Genomic DNA, 16,650 nt, shown 5'->3' on the forward strand with positions numbered 1-16,650 from the left:
TATGAACGCTTTTTTTCGTTACCTGACGATCCAGTTTAAAATGGATCTGCGTGACAGAGGATTTCTTCTCAGTTTTTACATGATGCCCCTGATCTTTTTTGCCGTGATGGGCGCGGTGTTTTCCTCCATCAATCCGCAGATGAAAACAACCCTCGCCGCCACCATGACCATCTTTGCCGCGACAATGGGCGCAGTGATGGGTTCCCCGACGCCGCTTGTCCACCTGAGGGAATCCGGGACACTGCGTGCCTTCCGGGTCAATGGAATTCCGACGTCGGCAGTGCTGTCCGTTCACTCCGTCAGCACATTCTTGCACCTGTTTCTTGTTTCATGCGTCATTTATGTTCTTTCTCCGGTCCTGTTTCACTCACAGGTCCCTCAGTCTCCGCCGCTGTACTTTGCCGCGGCCGCGGCTTTCCTGTTTGCCAGCGTCGGGGTCGGTATGCTGATCGGGTCCTGTGCACGCGGACAGTCGCAGGCCACCGTAATTTCCATGCTGGTCTTTATGCCCTCCATTCTGTTCAGCGGGATCATGTTTCCTTCCTCCATGCTTCCCGAACCGTTTTTATGGCTGGGGCGCATCATCCCCGCAACCTATGCGCTGCAATCGTTTTACGGGCTGGCCTATCGGATGCAAACCGATTTGGACGGACTCCTGTCCCTGGCGGCGGTTTTGGGATTTGGCATCCTGACGTTCCTGCTCGCGGCCTGGCGGTTCCGGCAAATAGGGGAAACCGAACAAATTTAAAGTACGGTACAGAAAGAGGCCCCCGGCTGGCACCGGAGGCCTTTCAAAGTTATGTTTTTGGTTCCGCATCCGGCGAATGCTCCGGAAGAGACGGGCAGCAATGCCTGCACCGGGCACAAAGCTCGCCGCCGGAACACAGGCGGTAGCTCCCCCCCCCGATTTTCAGCGACCTTCCGTTTACCAGGCAGTCCGCCAGCTTTTTGCGGGCTTCCCCGTAAATTCTCTGCACCGTGGAACGCGCGACTCCCATTTCGCCGGCAGCCTGTTCCTGACTGAGGCCCTCCCAATCGATCAGGCGGATAATTTCGTATTCCTCCACCGTCATCAGAAGCGGTTCCCCCGCTTGGGTTTTCGCTCCATCCGGACGAAACTCGCTGACCGGCGGCATACAGCAGACTCGTCTGCACTTTCTGGGTCTCGGCATCGTCTCACCTCCAAACCAAACAGCCGAATTATGTTATGTATCATTATATCAGGTATTCACCGTTTGTCAAAAATCCGGCAGCCGCCGCGGTCATCGGCGGTAAAAATGAAACTCCGCGTACAGGCGGGCCATCTGAGCAAGGTACGTGCGAACGAGCCTGCCCACATGGACCGTCGTATCGTAATCATCCTGCCAGGCCACGGGGATCTCGCGGATGACGATTCCCTCGCGTTCCGCACGCAGCAAAAGCTCGGCGCAGTAGAACCACCCCGGGGTATCGCTGCAGTGCGGCATCAGGCTCTCAATCGTTTCTCTTCGAAAGAATTTAAAGCCGCAGAGGGTATCGTCTATCTTCATGCCGAAAAACAGCTTCATCATCAGCCGGAATCCATGAGAAGTCAGGTTTCTCAGCGGTTTGCGCCCCGTCACGACGGAGCCCCGGCTCAGACGCGAGCCGTTGACTATCTGAACCGCCGGATCGTGAAACGCGCGGTCCACCTCTTTCAGGTGGTCAAGGCTTGTGGAAAGGTCGATATCCATGTACCCCACAATGTCGCAGGTATTCTCCCGAACGCCCGCCCTGAGGGCCAGGCCGACACCCCTTTCCTCCAGCCTCAAATAAGAAACACGGTCGTAAATGCGCGTCAGCTCCCCGGCGATTTCCGCGGTGTCGTCCTCGGAACCGTTGTCGACGATCATCAGCCGGTACCTTCCCGCAAAATTCCGTTCCATGTATTCGACCGTCTTCGTAATGCCATTTTTCAGCCGCCGTTCTTCGTTCAGCACGGGAAACAGAATCTGGATTGTCCTCATTACAGTTCCCTCATTTCAGTTTCTCAATCGATGAAATCAGGTATTTCTGCTTTTTAAACACAAGGGAAAGGATCAACTCCAGATATTTGATAATAATAGTCTGAATGCCGAATACGCCGAAAAACCCGGCGGAAATCATACCCATCAGGGGCGCCCACCCCTCGACGGGACGCTTCTGCCCGAAATAAACGACGACCGTATATGCCCCGGTTCCCAGCATGAACAGGGCCATCAAGATACAGAAAACCAAAGAAATTTTGTAGGCGAGATCCGTAAAAAGGACCAGGGAATCCATTGCCATGTTTCGCCTGCTTTTCCGCTGTTTGGAATTAGATTTGCGAGATGGAAGCATTCGATTTTCATAGAAAATATTTGCCATTTTCAAACCGCAGGAAGAATAAACGGCCTTCCGGTAAAATACAGTCTGACCTATGGCGTCAACGCGGTTAATCGTTCTTCTTGATAAAAGCCGAAAATATTCGGTTCCCAGTTTTTGTCCGCTGATGGAGAATAAGTTGAAAACCCGATAGAAAAGCCTCGATTTTCTTCCCCGCATGTTGCGGGGCCGCGCATTGACAATATCGTAGCCGGACAGAGCTTTTTCAAAAACGTTTGTCATCAAGGACAGGTCAAAGTCCACTGGGATCCTGTCGAATTCAAAGACAAAATCCCCGATGGAAAGGTCGACTCCCGCTTTCATCGCGGCCTCCACTCCGTGGTAATATCCCATATTGATCAAACTGACCGGGCAATCATTTACTTTTGCCGCGAAATCTCTGATCTGTTTCAGGCTATCATCCGTCGAATCGTCGTTCACGCAGATCAATTCATATTTCACGAACTTTTCGCTCAGCAGTTCATGGATTCCTCCAAGCTCGCCCTGTATGATGTCCGCGTCATTATAGATATAGATGACCACAGATACAAAATTATTCTCCTTCACCGCCATGAAACAACACCTCGTCCAAATCGTATATTGTATTGACTTTACCGGAAAGAACGCTGATAAAAGTGGGATTGACGGAAAAAGTTCGGATCACAGTGGGGCGTGAATCGTCAATTTCGGAATCCATTAACACCGGCTTCATGGAGTAAAGGCTTTTCCGGTACTGAAAGCCGTATTCGTCGCGCAGATATTTATGTGCAAGGCCTGACATATAGCTCCAGGCGCTTGGCGGACTGGCCGGGCAGGTATTGCAGTTCCCAAGCTGCTGTGGGGAACATGTGCCGCGGCTGGCCTGCTGACAGGGAAACGTCGGCACGGAATCATAATTTGTCATATGGGGGGTAAACGTAACCGACGTCAGAGAATGATACCCGGTTCTTCCAAACGGCATAATGGAAAAGAACGGGCCGTCCATAACCGTTATTCCCACATTTTTCAGTTTTTCATCCGCTCTGCACAAAATGACCTCGCACAATTCATATTTCGCCTTAAACGGCTCATAGTTCAGCTTTGCCAGAATCTGATTGACCGAAGCATAAGTCGTATTCAGGACAAACGCGCTTTCCAGTTCGCTTCCATCGGCAAGCGTCATCCGATAACAGTCGTTTTCCTTTCTGAGGTCCTGAATCCGGGCGTGATAAATTACGCTCACACGGTCTGTTTGTCCGATTTCATGAAGAAAATAATCTCTGAGCATTGCGGCATCGAACGTATACTCTTTGGTCAGAAAGGCTCCCTCGCAAAGGTTGGGTTTAAAAAATTTTTCCGCTTCCACCCGCTCACATCGAATACCGGCACTGTGACAGAATTTTTGAAACTGCTCGGCGCTTGTCCACGAAAACGAGGCAGATATCGCATAAATTTGGTCAAAGGTTTTCAACAGACAAAACGAATAGTCGCGGCAGAACCGCTCAAAATAGGCTGCCGATTTGGCGGCTGTGGAAAACGAACGCGGATAATGATACCCCATATGCACCCGCGCCTGATTGATGAAAGTGGCTCTTTGAAATGCCGCATCCTCATATTCCAGCACAACCACCCGTTCGCCCCTGCTTCCGCATTGCAGGGCCGCGTAAAGTCCGTAGATTCCCCCTCCGATAATAATGCGGTCATAAACCATGCTCCGCTCCCTCCTATTTACCCGAAAACATTTTGCAGCAGATTCATCGATTGAAACACGGTCTGCAGATTTCCGGGATTTTTCATTTCCAGTGAAACATAACCGGCATATCCGCTCCGCCGAAGCAGGCGCATCAGTTCCGCGTGTTCCGGGCGCGACTGAACCGGCCCCAGCCCACTCTCGCTGATGTGAACATGATGGACCAGCGGCAGAACATCCGCAACCGCTTCCGGTTCTTCGTGATTTTCCAGCATTGTTCCGAAATCCAAATTAAGACGGAATCCCGGCGAGTTCACGCGTTCCACCAGCTCCGCCGCCTCAAGGGTCGAATTGATAAAATTAGTTCCGTAAACGGCGGGATTTGCTTCCAGCGAGATCACCGTACCGTTTTTCAGGGCAAAGTCTGCCGTCTCTTGAAAAAAAGCCACTGCGAGCGGGTATTGACCGGTGCTTTGCATCACACGGTTGCGGGGGCAGCCGAATACCAGATTCATGCAGCCGCATGCCGAAGCAAAATCGATTGCGCCGCGCGTATAATCCATCAGGGTTTCCCGTTCCTGCGGCGGCCCGAACAGATTCTCCGTTCTGCCGAACCAGATGGACTGCATGGAAACAATCCGGAGCCCCCGGCGTGTTTGCAAATTTTGAGCAAACAGCGCCGCTTCGCCGGCTTTCTCATAAACAGGCATTGCCAGAATCCGTGTTGGAGCAATTTCCAATCCGGTAAATCCAAGCCGGTTCATTTCCGAATAAACTTCTTCATCCTGCTCCGCCTTCCAGGCGATGTTGGAAACAGACAATTTCATTGCGGCCGATACCTTTCAACAAAATTTTTAATATCGCGCATGACGTACTCGCGGTCAAAAAGATAGCCGTTTTTACCGCCCCATCGGTTTGCGTAAATTGTTTTGAACCCATAGTCCGGAACTGCCTTTGCAAGCTCGTTATGAAACTCCCTGCCTGTCACAAACCGGTACAGATCGGAAATGCGCACGGGTTCCGTTGCAAGATGAATCAGCGGCAGCCGCTCCTCAAGCGCGCGCATGAGATGCCCCCACAAACAGGAAAGCGGATAAAACTGAAAAATTGCCCGGCTGTCCGTAAAATTGACCGCACTGAATTCCAGCCGCTCAAACATGGCTTTCAACATTTTCCGATCCTCCTCGTTTATTGCTCCGCACCGGTAAAAGCCGTTCCCCTGATCCTGATAAAAATCACGCAGCCGGGGTTCGCGGGCGGACAGCTCCGCGAATTTACGGTCCGTCAGCAAAGACGGGATCACATGAATCAGGTCAAAAATAAAGTTCTTCTTCAAATTAACACCGTACAAGCCGGGTAAGCGTACAATCAGGCAATCCCTTCCGCTTTCCCTGACCAGCTGCTCCAGATGGAATCGGTTTAATCCGTAAGGGGACAGCCCGGACAGGTTCACCGCGCTTTTTTCATCCACTCCCCTAGGTTCCGGAAAAACGTCGATTGTGGAAATCAGGACCAACCGTTTCGGGTCAATCCGTTCAATGTTGGAAAACGCTTCTTCAACATCGGCGAGGTCGCGGTCCGGGAACCGGTCCGCAAGAAACTTTTCCGCACGTACGCCCGCGTAAACCAGCAGGTCCGGTTTTGTTCCGTATGCCTCCCCAATATTGCTGGAGTGATAAAGCCCGCCGAAAAAGCCACGTGACTCCGCAAGCAGGTTGGAGCCGACAAAACCCGTATTGCCCACCAGACTGTTCATTTCGGCGTTCCCCCCTTTCCCCTGCGATCTTCATTCGGCATTTCGGATCCTCTCTGAACTTCAAGAATCACCAATTCCTCCGCCGCGCTGACGGAATGCGTGGTACCCCGCGGCACCTGAACGCAGTCGCCGGTCTTCAGCGCACGCTCCCGGTCTCCGATTGCGGCCCGCCCGCTGCCGGAAAGGACGGTCCACAGCTTGTCCTGATTCTGCCTGCAGACCGGGCCGAACGCGCCCCCCGCCCGAACCCGTACTTTTCGGATCATGGTATAATCCCGGCTATCTCTTGAAAAATCAAGGACGGATGCCGTTCCCCAGCTTCTTTCCTCAAAAACGGGCCTCGGCTCCAGGCGGGTGACAAATTCTTTCAGGTGCGGACTTCTGTTTTTATCCGTCACCAAAATCCCGTCGCTGCTTGCGACAACCATCAGGTCCTTGATTCCCATGGCGACAACCGGAATACTGGTTTCGTTCAGGATATTGGACCCGATACACTCCGGGTCCATCATACAGTTTCCCCAGCTTGTACGATCCATAATCTCCGAAACCGCGCCCCAGGTTCCAAGATCCTTCCATATGCCGTCAAAAGGAACTACGACCAATGAACTTGATTTTTCCAGCACCGCGTAATCAAAACTGACGGCGGGCAGCTTCCCGTAGCGGGCGCACAGGGCGTCATACTCCCGCGGCAGACTCAGCTCGGACAACTTTTCCAGAACGCCGCCCACCCTGAGGCAGAACACACCGCAGTTCCACAAGGCTCCCTGCCCAAGCAGTCTTTTTGCCTCTTTTTCATCCGGTTTTTCATGAAACGAATCGATCGGCAGGAAATCTCCAGTCTTGCCCTTTGGAAGAATATAACCGTATTTTACGGACGGACCGGTCGGCTTGACGCCCATCAGAGCGATTTCGGCTCCGCTTTCGGAAAGCGCCGCGGGCAAACGGCGCACTGTATCAAAAAAGGACTGCTCGGTATACGGGTCCACCGGCATAACGCAGACGATGTCGTCGTCTTTTGCATGCAGTCTGCTTTTTAAATACGCGCACGAAAGGGCCACCGCCGCAAACGTATCGCGGCCCTCCGGCTCCAGGGCAATCCGTACCTTGCCCAACTGGCTGGAAAGAAGCTCGGCCTGCGTTTCGTCGGTGCAGATGACGCAGCAGCCGTCCAGCTCCGCCCTGCGGAGCTGCTTCCACACGCGCTGCGCCATGGAGCAGGGCAATCCGGTCTCTTCATCCGTCAAGATTTTCAGGTACTGTTTTGAACGCATCGGTCCGGAAAGCGGCCAAAGGCGTTTTCCGGAACCGCCGGAAAGAAGAACAGTGTACACTTGTCTTTCATCCTCCTCCAGTAAAATTTCAGTAAACGGAGTCAGCGGTGATCGTCTTTGAAATGAGCGGGTGCATTTTTCTTTGTGCGTTCCGGACTGTCGGCATCAGAGGGCAGCTGCGAGGGAGTGCCCTCTTCGCGGCTGTCCTGATCGGGTCCGCCGTTTGACGCGCCGTGACCGGATTCATCCGGTTCTTCAGAGGCACGGGGATTTCCTTCCATGCTGAGTCTGATTTTTTCGGCATTCTGCTCGAACCGTTTTTTGTTCCGTTTTGCCTGAATCAGCAGATACAGGCAAAGGAGGATCAGAACGAGAATCAACCCCGCCGCCCACACCGGTATGCCCGTGTACTTTTCGATCAGATATTTGATCCGTTCCCAGGACAGAGGCACCTTTTTCTGGGATTCCCCGGCGTCTGCTCCTATCGTATACCCCGTGACATGATTCCGCGCGTCAACGACGCTGAGCCCATCAGACAATTTGTTAATTCGTGAGCTGTCGCTCAGAAAATCCTGCAGATTCTTTTCCATTCCCTTGTCATAGGTAATCACATAGATTTTTTTATAAAAGTTCCATGGAGACCGGATGACCTGAAACACGATTTTATTCTGAAGCGTCTCAGCGGTCAGCGTCAGCCCCTTCGCAATACGGAACGTTCCGTCCTGCGCCGGCACGACGCCCAGCGCGGCGGAAACCTCCTCCGGCAGGCTGACTTTATCGTTGGAACCAATAAAAATCATGTTCTTCTTTTTGTCCTCCTCCGTAATCTTCGCCGCGGAGGAACAGAGAGAATAGTCAAACGCCTGCCCGGTTTTCTGGCCGACCCTGACGGACAAAAGGCTCATCACGGTGAGGTTATCCGGGCTGGAGTCGTCCGGCGTGGAGACCATCACGTCTGCGGTATTGTCCGCGGAAAACGTGGGGAACGACGGAAAATTCAAAAGCGTCGGGGTCACGCCGGCGCTTCCGGGCTCAAAATAAAGTTCGGAATCCTTGTTGATCACGGTCCACGCGGTATCATACCAGTCCTTGGAGCAATCGATTTTTCCAAGATAGTTGTATACGTCGATTTTTACGCTGACTGTTTCCTGTTTCAGCGCTTCAGCGGGAATTCTGACCTTGATGTTGCCCGAGTCTGCGTTGGAGGAATTCAGTTTCACGCTGCCGCAGGCCGTGTCGTTGATATAAACGGAGAGGAGAGAGCTGTCGGGCATTAACGCTTTGGAATGCCGGAATTTTATATTGACGTATGAAGCGGCACCGCTGCTGACGTCGCTCGGCTGCGTGAAATTCATGGTTGTGGTCTGATGAAACGCCCCGGCCAGATTGACGTCGTCATAGCCAAAATCCTGAAATGTATAATAACCTGAGTTGTTCGGCTTTATCCCGGCGGAGATGTCCGAAACGGCGGATTTGACCGTCAGGCTTTTTCCCCCGATCTGATTCAGGTACGCGGGAGCCGAAAAAAAGTCCACTGCCTTTTTAAGCCCCGCTTCGTCCCTCCCGGTAATCAGGGCGTTTTCGCCCTTAACCGACAGAAAACCTTCGTTTTCCGCAAGGGTTCCCGGCAGGGTCAGATTCGCGTTCCCAGACCAGTTCTGCAAAATTCCCAGATAAATTTTATTTTTGATGTTCGGGTCGGCGGGTTCGGATTTTGAAACTTTAAAATCAAGAAGATTTTTCCATCGGCTGCTGCTTCCGATGGCGGACGCCGCTTTCAGCATATATGTAATGTCGGTTGTTTTCGGATTCGATGGCAGGATGAATTCGTTTTTTAAGCTGAATCCGTCATCCAGGTTATCAAAATAATAAGAATAAAGATTTCCAAGATTCGGTTCGGCATACTGAGCGATTGCAAGGTGTAAAAAAGAATCCGGGTCAAACCGCACCCAGTTGGAAGGGTTATCGATATCCGCGCAGTCGCCTTCAATAGACCGCTGCGCGGTGGTAATCGTCAAGGTATTGTAGTTGCCGTCTGTTTTTAAAAGGGAAACAGGAACGGGGATTTTCCACCACGACGCCTGATTTTTGACGACACTGAGGATCCACTTCGTATCAAGGTTTGTTCCGTTGACCGCAATCGTGATGCTGGAACGGTTTTCAAGCAGGGTGCTGGAAATATGCATATCAAGGTTCAGATAGCATCCATCCTGCAGCACGGTCCCGTTCGGTATCCGGAATGTGTAGGAAGCGGTATTCCGCGGCATGCTCAGGTGGACCGTCTGAGAAAACAGCTGAATATCCGCAGAATCGCTGTTCAGGCGGTTCAGTTTCCCCTCCAGGACAAGTTCATCCGCCTTCTGTTTTGCCGCGTCGGCCTCGGCGGTAAGGCGGTCGCCCTCTTCCTTCTGCTGCCTTTGTGTTTCATTGAACGCCGCGGAGGAAGTTGTTTGTCCCGCCCCGGCCGCAAAGCAGGTCACCGGCAGTTCCGTATACAATAAAGACACCAGCAGGGATAAAATGACAAGCAGTTGAGCAGGATATGGTTTTTTGACCTTGTGCATTTTTCATTCCTCCAGACATTTTTGACTTTCGAACAAATAAGCTCCGCCTTTGCCTCATTACTACAGAGATCAACCTGTGTTTTCCCCTTCGTTTTCCGCTGCCGGTTCATCCAGACCATGAATCGTCTTTTCCCAGTAAAACGGCTTTCGAAGCAGTTGGAACAGCGCTTTATAGGCGGCCACGCTCATTAAGGCCCAATAAGCCGGAGTCAGCAAGGCATATTTGATTAAGGAATAAGAAAAGGACTGCTGCTTTTTTAAATTACAGTCCCGAATGACGGAGTACATGCCGACCATATTGATGTAGGTAAACATAAAATTACCGAAAATCAACTGGATCATGGAGATATAATAAAGGAACCCCGGGAACAAATACTGGATCCACCAGGCCTTAGTTGCAAACCAGAGAATCATCATCAGCCAGAGAAACGGATTGATCAGTGGAAGCACGGGGGTGCCGAAGACCATCGCCTGATAGCCGATAAAGCCGCGCAGCCCCAGCTCGCGGAACAGCTGCGCCGGATGCCTCATGTGCACAAACCAGGTCTGCATGTAGCCCTTGATCCAGCGCGAACGCTGCCGCGTCCAGTTTTTCACGTTCGAATTGGCCTCTTCCCAGGTTCTGGAGTCCAGCACCGCGGTTTTATACCGGAACTTGAACAGCCTTACGCCCAGATCGGCATCCTCCGTCACGTTAAAGGGGTCCCAGCCGCCGACCTCCCGCAAAAAGCTCATTTTAAAGTGATTGGAGGTGCCCCCCAGCGGAACCGGGATGTCCATCTGCATTACTCCGACCAGAAGATTTTCGAACCACATGCTGTATTCCTGTGTAAAAAGCTTCGTCAGAAAGTTCTGATTGCTGTTGTAATAATTCAGCTTTGCCTGAATGCAAACAAATTCCTCCGGCAGCATCTGAAAAGAAAGATATGCTTTTTTCAGCTGATCCGGTTCGGGCCGGTCCTCCGCGTCATAAATCACCACATATTCTCCCCGCGCCTGCAAAAGCCCGTAATTGCAGGCTTTCGGCTTTGTCTGCGGCTGTGATTTTGGAACGATGATCAGAGAAAACTCAAACGGAATGTCTCCCGATTTCTGAATCGCCCTTACCGCCTCAATCGTCTGCAGGTCGTCCTCTTCCAGCAAAACGCGCACGTCCAGCTTATAACTGGGGTAGTCCATTGAGGCGATGTGCCGCAGCAGCGTTCTGATCACCTCGGTTTCATGATAAACCGGGATCAGAACCGTATACACAGGAAGGTCTTTTTCGTCAATCTGTTCCAACTCTTCCCGGGTAAATCGCAGCTGGCTGTTTTCGTCCTCTCCCCGCAGAACCAAATAGAGTTTCAGAACCGTCATAAGCGCATAAACGATCTGTATCACCATGTTAACCACAAAAAGAGTCGCGAACCAGTCCACAAGAATCCCGACCAATATTGCAATCCCCAGCACGATCAGCGTAATCAGCTGCGGAGTGCTGAAGGTAACAATCGCGGAATTCTGCGGCTGGTTGTCGTACAGGTCGAAAACGCTTTTGTGCCGCTCAATCTTCTTATAACACCGATCCCATAAATCGCTCATTTCCTCCGGCGTGGCCAAAACCTGCTCGACCGGTTTTCCAAGGAAGGAGGCGATTTCGCCGACCGCCGCATCATCTAAGCGGTTCGGCACAGCCAGCAAAAAAGCGTCCTTCCATTCGGATACAACGATCGCTTTGTGCCTGTCCGCCAGCCGATACGGCAGCCTGCGCACTTTTGCCAAGTCGATCTCGTCCCCGAGGCGTCCCAGTTCAAACTGGTTTGCAAGCTCCCGGCAAAGGGTTTCCTGATCCACATACCGCAGGAACAGCAAAATATCACCCAGCCGGCCACCGCTCCTCTGTTGCATGTTGAGCGCGTTATTAAGCTGCTCCTGCGTCAGAATTCCGTCGCGAAGGAGTATATCGCCCAGTCTTCCCTTATCGCGGCTATGCTTCTGGAGCGTCTGTTCCAGAGAATTCTGAGACAAAAAGCCGAGATGGACGCAGATGCTCCCGATTCGGCCGCCGCTCTGCTTCTGATAGTCCAGTGCCCTTTCCAGTTGATCCCTTGTGATTTTCCGGTCCTGAATCAGCATTTCGCCCAACCTGGAAAACTGATTCTGATAGATAAAATCGGAAAGCTGGTAAGCGGTGAGGTATCCGTACCGGATCAGGCAGTCGCCCAACAGGCCGCCGTCCCGCTTTTGGAGCTCAACGGCGGTATCCAACTGCTCATCCGTAATATATCCGGCCTGTACCAGTCTGTCGCCCAATCTGATTTCCGGTTTGTTCATCTTTAACACCGCCTTTAACCGGTTACTTGAAACAGTTTATAATCCCCGAAATCGTATACTTCTCTGCACCAGTCCGCGCCTTGGACATACAGCTTCGGATAGGCAACGTTAATCGCATCGTAATTGCTGACTCCCTTCGGGTCCGGCACCAATAAATAATCAATGCCGTTGCCTACCGGGTCCGCCACACATTTTTCAAAATCCGGACTGCTGCTCACCACCAGATTCTGAAAATTGTTCACATTAAGGGCAACATTATATGTAGTGAATACATCCGTCAGGAGTCTTTTGTCCGGCAGCTTATCATTGATGTAATCCGCAATCTCCAGATTTTCCTGATAAACGTGCGTCCCTATTTCCTGATCGACGATACTGCTGTCTTTCAGCACGTTATTCAGCAGCAGAACGGACAGAACAAGGGAACAAGGGAGCAGTATTTTGAAAAGCAGTCTGCCCTTTTTCTTAACCTGTTCGGCCTGCCGTCCCCGCCGCGCGGGCAGTCCATATGGTTCAGGCACGATTTCATTTTGGAAAGTCGACATCTCATAGGGAACCCAGGCGACGCAGGTCGGAAGGCTGTAGCAGAAATAACGAAGCCATCCGTAAGAAGTTCCTTTCCAGTACATTAAAATATGAAAAGAAAAAAGCGACATGACAAGGAAAAAAAGGCACAAAAAATCGTAGCGAAAAAGAGTTCCCCGAAACACGCGGACAAAAACAATCGCCAGAAAAAAGACGAGAAACGGCATGGCTCTGAACAGCACATACTGCGTCAGGGCCGAAAATGTCGTAACCCCCGAAGCAAAAGCACTCTGCCCCGCGTTAGAATAGCCGGAATTTAAAAAGTAGAGAGGGTTTCCTGTGATGGCAAGGCATAACAGAATCCAGACCATGCCGGCATAAACCGCGGGAGTATAAAGAGTTACCAGCGTTCCTTCAATATAATGAAAACGCTCTCTTTTGGCGTTTCCGACGAACCAGTACGGTTTTTCGCGGGGGTTGTACAGAATATTCAGAATGATGCAGATTCCGATTCCGACCGCAAACGGAATCGCTTCATATCGGACCAGAAAGCCGCCTACCAGACCAAACGCCATTTTAATAATGTAACTGCCGGTCCCGTAGGTAAGCCATAAGGTCAGATTACAGATACAGTAAACCAGAAAAAAAATGAACATGCCCTCGCTCATTCCGTTTGACCCATAATAGAAAATGTAGGGGTGCAGCGCGTAACAAAGTGTGATGAGCAGGGAATATCCAAATGAAATGCGGAATTTTTGAAATGTCTGAAGGAGAATCATGGCGGTAAGGGCCGCAAATGCCGCGGATATAATGTCCCCCGCCACCGCGCGGGAAGCCATCGGCTTCCAGACGGTTGAAAGGGCAACCAGCGGAATTTCCAAGAGACTGGGCAACGGATTCCAAATCAGCCCCATAGAACTCAGGCGCGGGGGGGTTACAAACAGAACATAGTAAGCGTTCGCCACCCGGCTCATGGCATCGCCGGGCAAAATCTGCTCATAGATCCCGCGGTATGCCCCGTAAGCGGCCTCCGTAAGAAAAATCATTACAGTGACCGCCGCGATCCACAGCCGTTCGGAAAGGATTTTTCTTTTTTTATTATCCGTTATCAACATTTTAAATCTCCCACGGCGTTGGTAAAAATTGTTATCTTTTTTTATTTTACACTATAATTACAAATACTTCCATATAAACAAGCACTTATTTTCCAGCATTTGCATTATAGCAAAAGAATCAAACTTTGTCACGGATTTTTTCGTCATCTTCCATTAAACTTCTTATGATAAAGGATTCCCCGTGTTTCTCCCTCCCCAGTTGACAAACCATCTTAAAATACAAAAAGGCTCCGCGCCACATATTTGGCGCGGAGCCTCGCAAATTTCCCGTTTTTTATATTACCTTGAGCCGCTTCCATTTCCCGTTTGCAAAGCGAATGAGAAAGACGATTGAGCGGACGATCCAGTCGATAAACATAGCCAGCCACGTTCCTAAAAGCCCGAGGCCCAGATACAGGCTGAGCACATAGCTGAAGCCGATCCGGAATACCCACATGGAAACCATCGAGGTCGCCATTGTGAATCTGGCGTCTCCCGCCGCGCGCAGCGCGTTCGGAAGCGTAAAGGAAACCGGCCAGATCACCGCGTTGAAAACCGCAAAATAGACAAGGATCTGGGCCGCGCTGCCCGTTGCCTCGGCGCTTAGATTGAACACCCCGACAATCGGACCCGCGAAGAAGAACAGGAGTACATTCAAAACGCCCATGGACAGGTACGCGGCCTTCATCAGCCGCTTGGTGTACGAAACAGCGTGGTCGTAATCCTTCGCTCCGACGCACTGCCCAACCACCGTGATCAGCCCAAGGCCGATTGCCGCGCCCGGAATGTTGGAAAAACTCGAAACGCTGTTCGCGATCGCGTTGGCAGCGATCGCGGAGGTTCCGAATGAAGTGATCAGATTCTGAACAAACAGCTTGCCGACTTGAAACATCCCGTTTTCCAGCCCGTTCGGGACCCCGATTCCAAGAATCCGGCGAATCATATCCGGATGAAATTCAAATTGAAAGATTTTTTCAATAAAAATCAAATTATCCCTGCCGCGAATCAGGACAAGCATGAACACCGCCGCGGCAATTCTGGAAAGCAGGGTCGCCGTGCCGGCCCCCGCGACGCTCCAGTTGAATCCGTAAATCAGGATGGCGTTCCCAACAATATTGATCAGGTTCATTAAGATGGAAACCATCATGGAGATGCGGCTGTTGCCCATTGACCGGTACAGCGCCGCCCCGGCGTTATAAATCGCCAGAAAGGGATAGGATAACGCGGTAAGGTAATAGTATACCTTCGCGTTTGACATGACATCCGCATCAATTCCGCCGAACACAAACTGTAAAATCTGCTGGCAGAAGATGACGGAAACCACCGTGATGCCGATTGCCAGAACCGTGATGGTATATAAAAGCTGTTTTGCGGAACGGCAGGCATCCTCCCGTTTCTGACTTCCAAGATACTGCGACGCCACCACGGCCCCCCCGGTTGCCAGAGCCGCGAAAATCTGAATCAGCAGCGTGTTGATCGCGTCGACAAGTGAAATTCCCGAAACCGCGGCCTCCCCTGCGGTCGCAACCATGACGGTGTCGGCCATGCCGATGGTAACCGCCAGAAACTGTTCAATGACCAGCGGCCAGATCAGCCGCACGAGTTCCTTCTTCGAAAAGGGTTCCCTCTCTATGTAATCGCTTTGCGTAATACCGTTCCCTTCGCTCTTCTATTTAGGATTTAACCTGTTTTTAACATTTGAATTATACCATAGATATCCGCGATTTCAAACAGGCAAAGACCCAGAATCGGCCATGATGCGAAAGTTTTTTGGCAACGGCTCAATCAAATGTGCCAAGAATCAGGTCAAGCGCAAGGTTCAGACCGCTGTGCAAACTGGAAATCTCTACCCATTCCGAACGGGTATGCGCCCCGTCCCCCGCATAACAGCCGACGCACACGCTCGGAATTCCCATTGATAACGGTATATTGCAGTCGGTGGAGCCGGAATGGAATAGCGGTTCGCTTTGATAATAGGTTCTGACCGCTTGGGCGGCTTTTTCGGACAGCGCCCTCTGCTTTTCCGCATCGACATCCCCCATGCAGGGCCGTTCGCCGATCCGTTCGACATTGATGGCAATCCCCTTCGCACGGTAGGCCTCGATCACCGCGCGGAAGTGCTGTTCCATTGCCTCCAGCCCCTCCTGCCGGTCGGAGCGGAATTCATAGAGCATCTCCGCTTGCTGGGCGATCGTGTTGACGGAGGTTCCGCCCTGGATTGTCCCCACATTGTAGGTGGTTTTTCCTCCCTTCGGAGGAACCATAGTGTACAGCGTTGAGATCATGGAAGAGAGGTATGCAATGGCATTGCGGTTCCCGAATTTCGCATAGGAATGCCCTCCTTCGGTCAGGACCTCCACACGGTAACGCCTCGACCCAACCGAACGGTTGACAACGGTGCTGTTTGAACCGTCAAAGGAATAAAACTCCTTAATTCTGCTTCCGTAGGTTTCCATGATTTTGCGCGAGCCCTTCAGGTTGCCAAGGCCCTCCTCCCCGGAATTCATCACCAGCAAAACCCCATGCTCTTTCGGCGAAAGGCCGTGCTGCGCAACATATTTCGCCGCCATCAGCAGAGCCGTCAGGTTCGCCGTGTCGTCCCCGATGCCAGGCGCCTTGATTTTACCATCCTCCACCACAACCGGCAGTTCATCCGTATCCGGAAAAACGACGTCGGTATGGGCCATAAAAGCAACTAACGAATTGTTTTCCTTACAACCGATGGGATAAATTACATTGAGGGCATCATCGATAAAAACTCCCTTTGCGCCCTGCTGTTCCAGCCAGCTTTTGCAAAACTCCGCGCGCTTTTCCTCATAATTAGACGGGGCGGGAATTTTTGCGATGGTTTTCAGAAGTTCCAGCGCCTCTTCCCGGTTCCGCGACACTTCGTCCAGAATTTCCCGATTCAGTTTCAAACTCATCTCTCCTGACTTTTCCCTTATTCCAAAGCCCGCGGGCAATCTTGCCCACGGGCCCAGCCTGTCGAAAAAGGTCCAGCGAAAGCTGGGCTTTTTCGTTGTAAAATGGTAAAATGGAGGCAGGTGATGAAAGATGCTGGAACGGGAAAAACTGCGCAGAGACGCAGTGGAATTTGTGAACA

Annotated in this window: 13 protein-coding genes; 1 reads left to right on the forward strand and 12 read right to left on the reverse strand. The window is 51.6% G+C overall.

The genetic code is table 11. From position 1 onward, the window contains the following. Position 1: 1 nt before the first annotated feature. A complete protein-coding gene (locus tag ACLQ3M_RS01770; protein WP_411675990.1) occupies positions 2–748 on the forward strand; it encodes an ABC transporter permease in 747 nt (248 codons plus the stop codon). A gap of 49 nt (positions 749–797) precedes the next feature. Here the strand turns inward: ACLQ3M_RS01770 and ACLQ3M_RS01775 are convergent, their stop codons facing one another. The 12 genes from ACLQ3M_RS01775 to ACLQ3M_RS01830 form a co-directional block, all read right to left on the reverse strand. Next, positions 798–1,172 carry a DUF134 domain-containing protein gene (locus ACLQ3M_RS01775; protein WP_411675991.1) on the reverse strand — a complete coding sequence of 125 codons (375 nt, stop codon included), beginning with the start codon at positions 1,170–1,172 and terminating at the stop codon, positions 798–800. 90 nt (positions 1,173–1,262) lie between these two features. After that, complete coding sequence (locus ACLQ3M_RS01780; RefSeq protein WP_411675992.1) at positions 1,263–1,985, reverse strand: glycosyltransferase; 723 nt, start codon at positions 1,983–1,985, stop codon at positions 1,263–1,265. 10 nt (positions 1,986–1,995) lie between these two features. Then, a complete protein-coding gene (locus ACLQ3M_RS01785) occupies positions 1,996–2,934 on the reverse strand; it encodes a glycosyltransferase (RefSeq protein WP_411675993.1) in 939 nt (312 codons plus the stop codon). Continuing rightward, the gene (locus ACLQ3M_RS01790; RefSeq protein ID WP_411675994.1) at positions 2,915–4,051 is read right to left on the reverse strand and encodes an FAD-dependent oxidoreductase; all 1,137 of its coding nucleotides are present in this window, start codon (positions 4,049–4,051) and stop codon (positions 2,915–2,917) included. The genes ACLQ3M_RS01785 and ACLQ3M_RS01790 overlap by 20 nt, the downstream gene beginning before the upstream one ends. 17 nt (positions 4,052–4,068) lie before the next feature. Further along, complete coding sequence (locus ACLQ3M_RS01795; protein WP_411675995.1) at positions 4,069–4,857, reverse strand: sugar phosphate isomerase/epimerase family protein; 789 nt, start codon at positions 4,855–4,857, stop codon at positions 4,069–4,071. Further along, on the reverse strand, positions 4,854–5,786 hold the full coding sequence (locus tag ACLQ3M_RS01800; protein WP_411675996.1) for an NAD(P)-dependent oxidoreductase: 933 nt from the start codon (positions 5,784–5,786) through the stop codon (positions 4,854–4,856). The genes ACLQ3M_RS01795 and ACLQ3M_RS01800 overlap by 4 nt, the downstream gene beginning before the upstream one ends. Next, positions 5,783–7,117: a sugar phosphate nucleotidyltransferase gene (locus ACLQ3M_RS01805; RefSeq protein WP_411675997.1), complete on the reverse strand. Its 1,335-nt coding sequence runs from the start codon at positions 7,115–7,117 to the stop codon at positions 5,783–5,785. Before ACLQ3M_RS01805 ends, ACLQ3M_RS01800 begins: the two co-directional genes overlap by 4 nt. Positions 7,118–7,158: 41 nt before the next feature. Continuing rightward, positions 7,159–9,621, reverse strand: a complete 2,463-nt coding sequence (locus ACLQ3M_RS01810) for a cellulose biosynthesis cyclic di-GMP-binding regulatory protein BcsB (protein WP_411675998.1) — start codon at positions 9,619–9,621, stop codon at positions 7,159–7,161. A gap of 69 nt (positions 9,622–9,690) precedes the next feature. Next, the gene (locus tag ACLQ3M_RS01815; RefSeq protein WP_411675999.1) at positions 9,691–11,931 is read right to left on the reverse strand and encodes a glycosyltransferase family 2 protein; all 2,241 of its coding nucleotides are present in this window, start codon (positions 11,929–11,931) and stop codon (positions 9,691–9,693) included. A 14-nt stretch (positions 11,932–11,945) separates the two neighbouring features. Next, a complete protein-coding gene (locus ACLQ3M_RS01820) occupies positions 11,946–13,568 on the reverse strand; it encodes a hypothetical protein (RefSeq protein WP_411676000.1) in 1,623 nt (540 codons plus the stop codon). Between the two features lie 274 nt (positions 13,569–13,842). After that, complete coding sequence (locus ACLQ3M_RS01825; RefSeq protein ID WP_411676001.1) at positions 13,843–15,147, reverse strand: MATE family efflux transporter; 1,305 nt, start codon at positions 15,145–15,147, stop codon at positions 13,843–13,845. A 181-nt stretch (positions 15,148–15,328) separates the two neighbouring features. Beyond that, on the reverse strand, positions 15,329–16,650 hold a 1,322-nt coding region (locus ACLQ3M_RS01830; protein ID WP_411676002.1), incomplete at its 5' end, for a M20/M25/M40 family metallo-hydrolase.

It is taken from the genome of Caproicibacter sp., assembly GCF_046707225.1.
GTDB lineage: Bacteria > Bacillota > Clostridia > Oscillospirales > Acutalibacteraceae > Caproicibacter.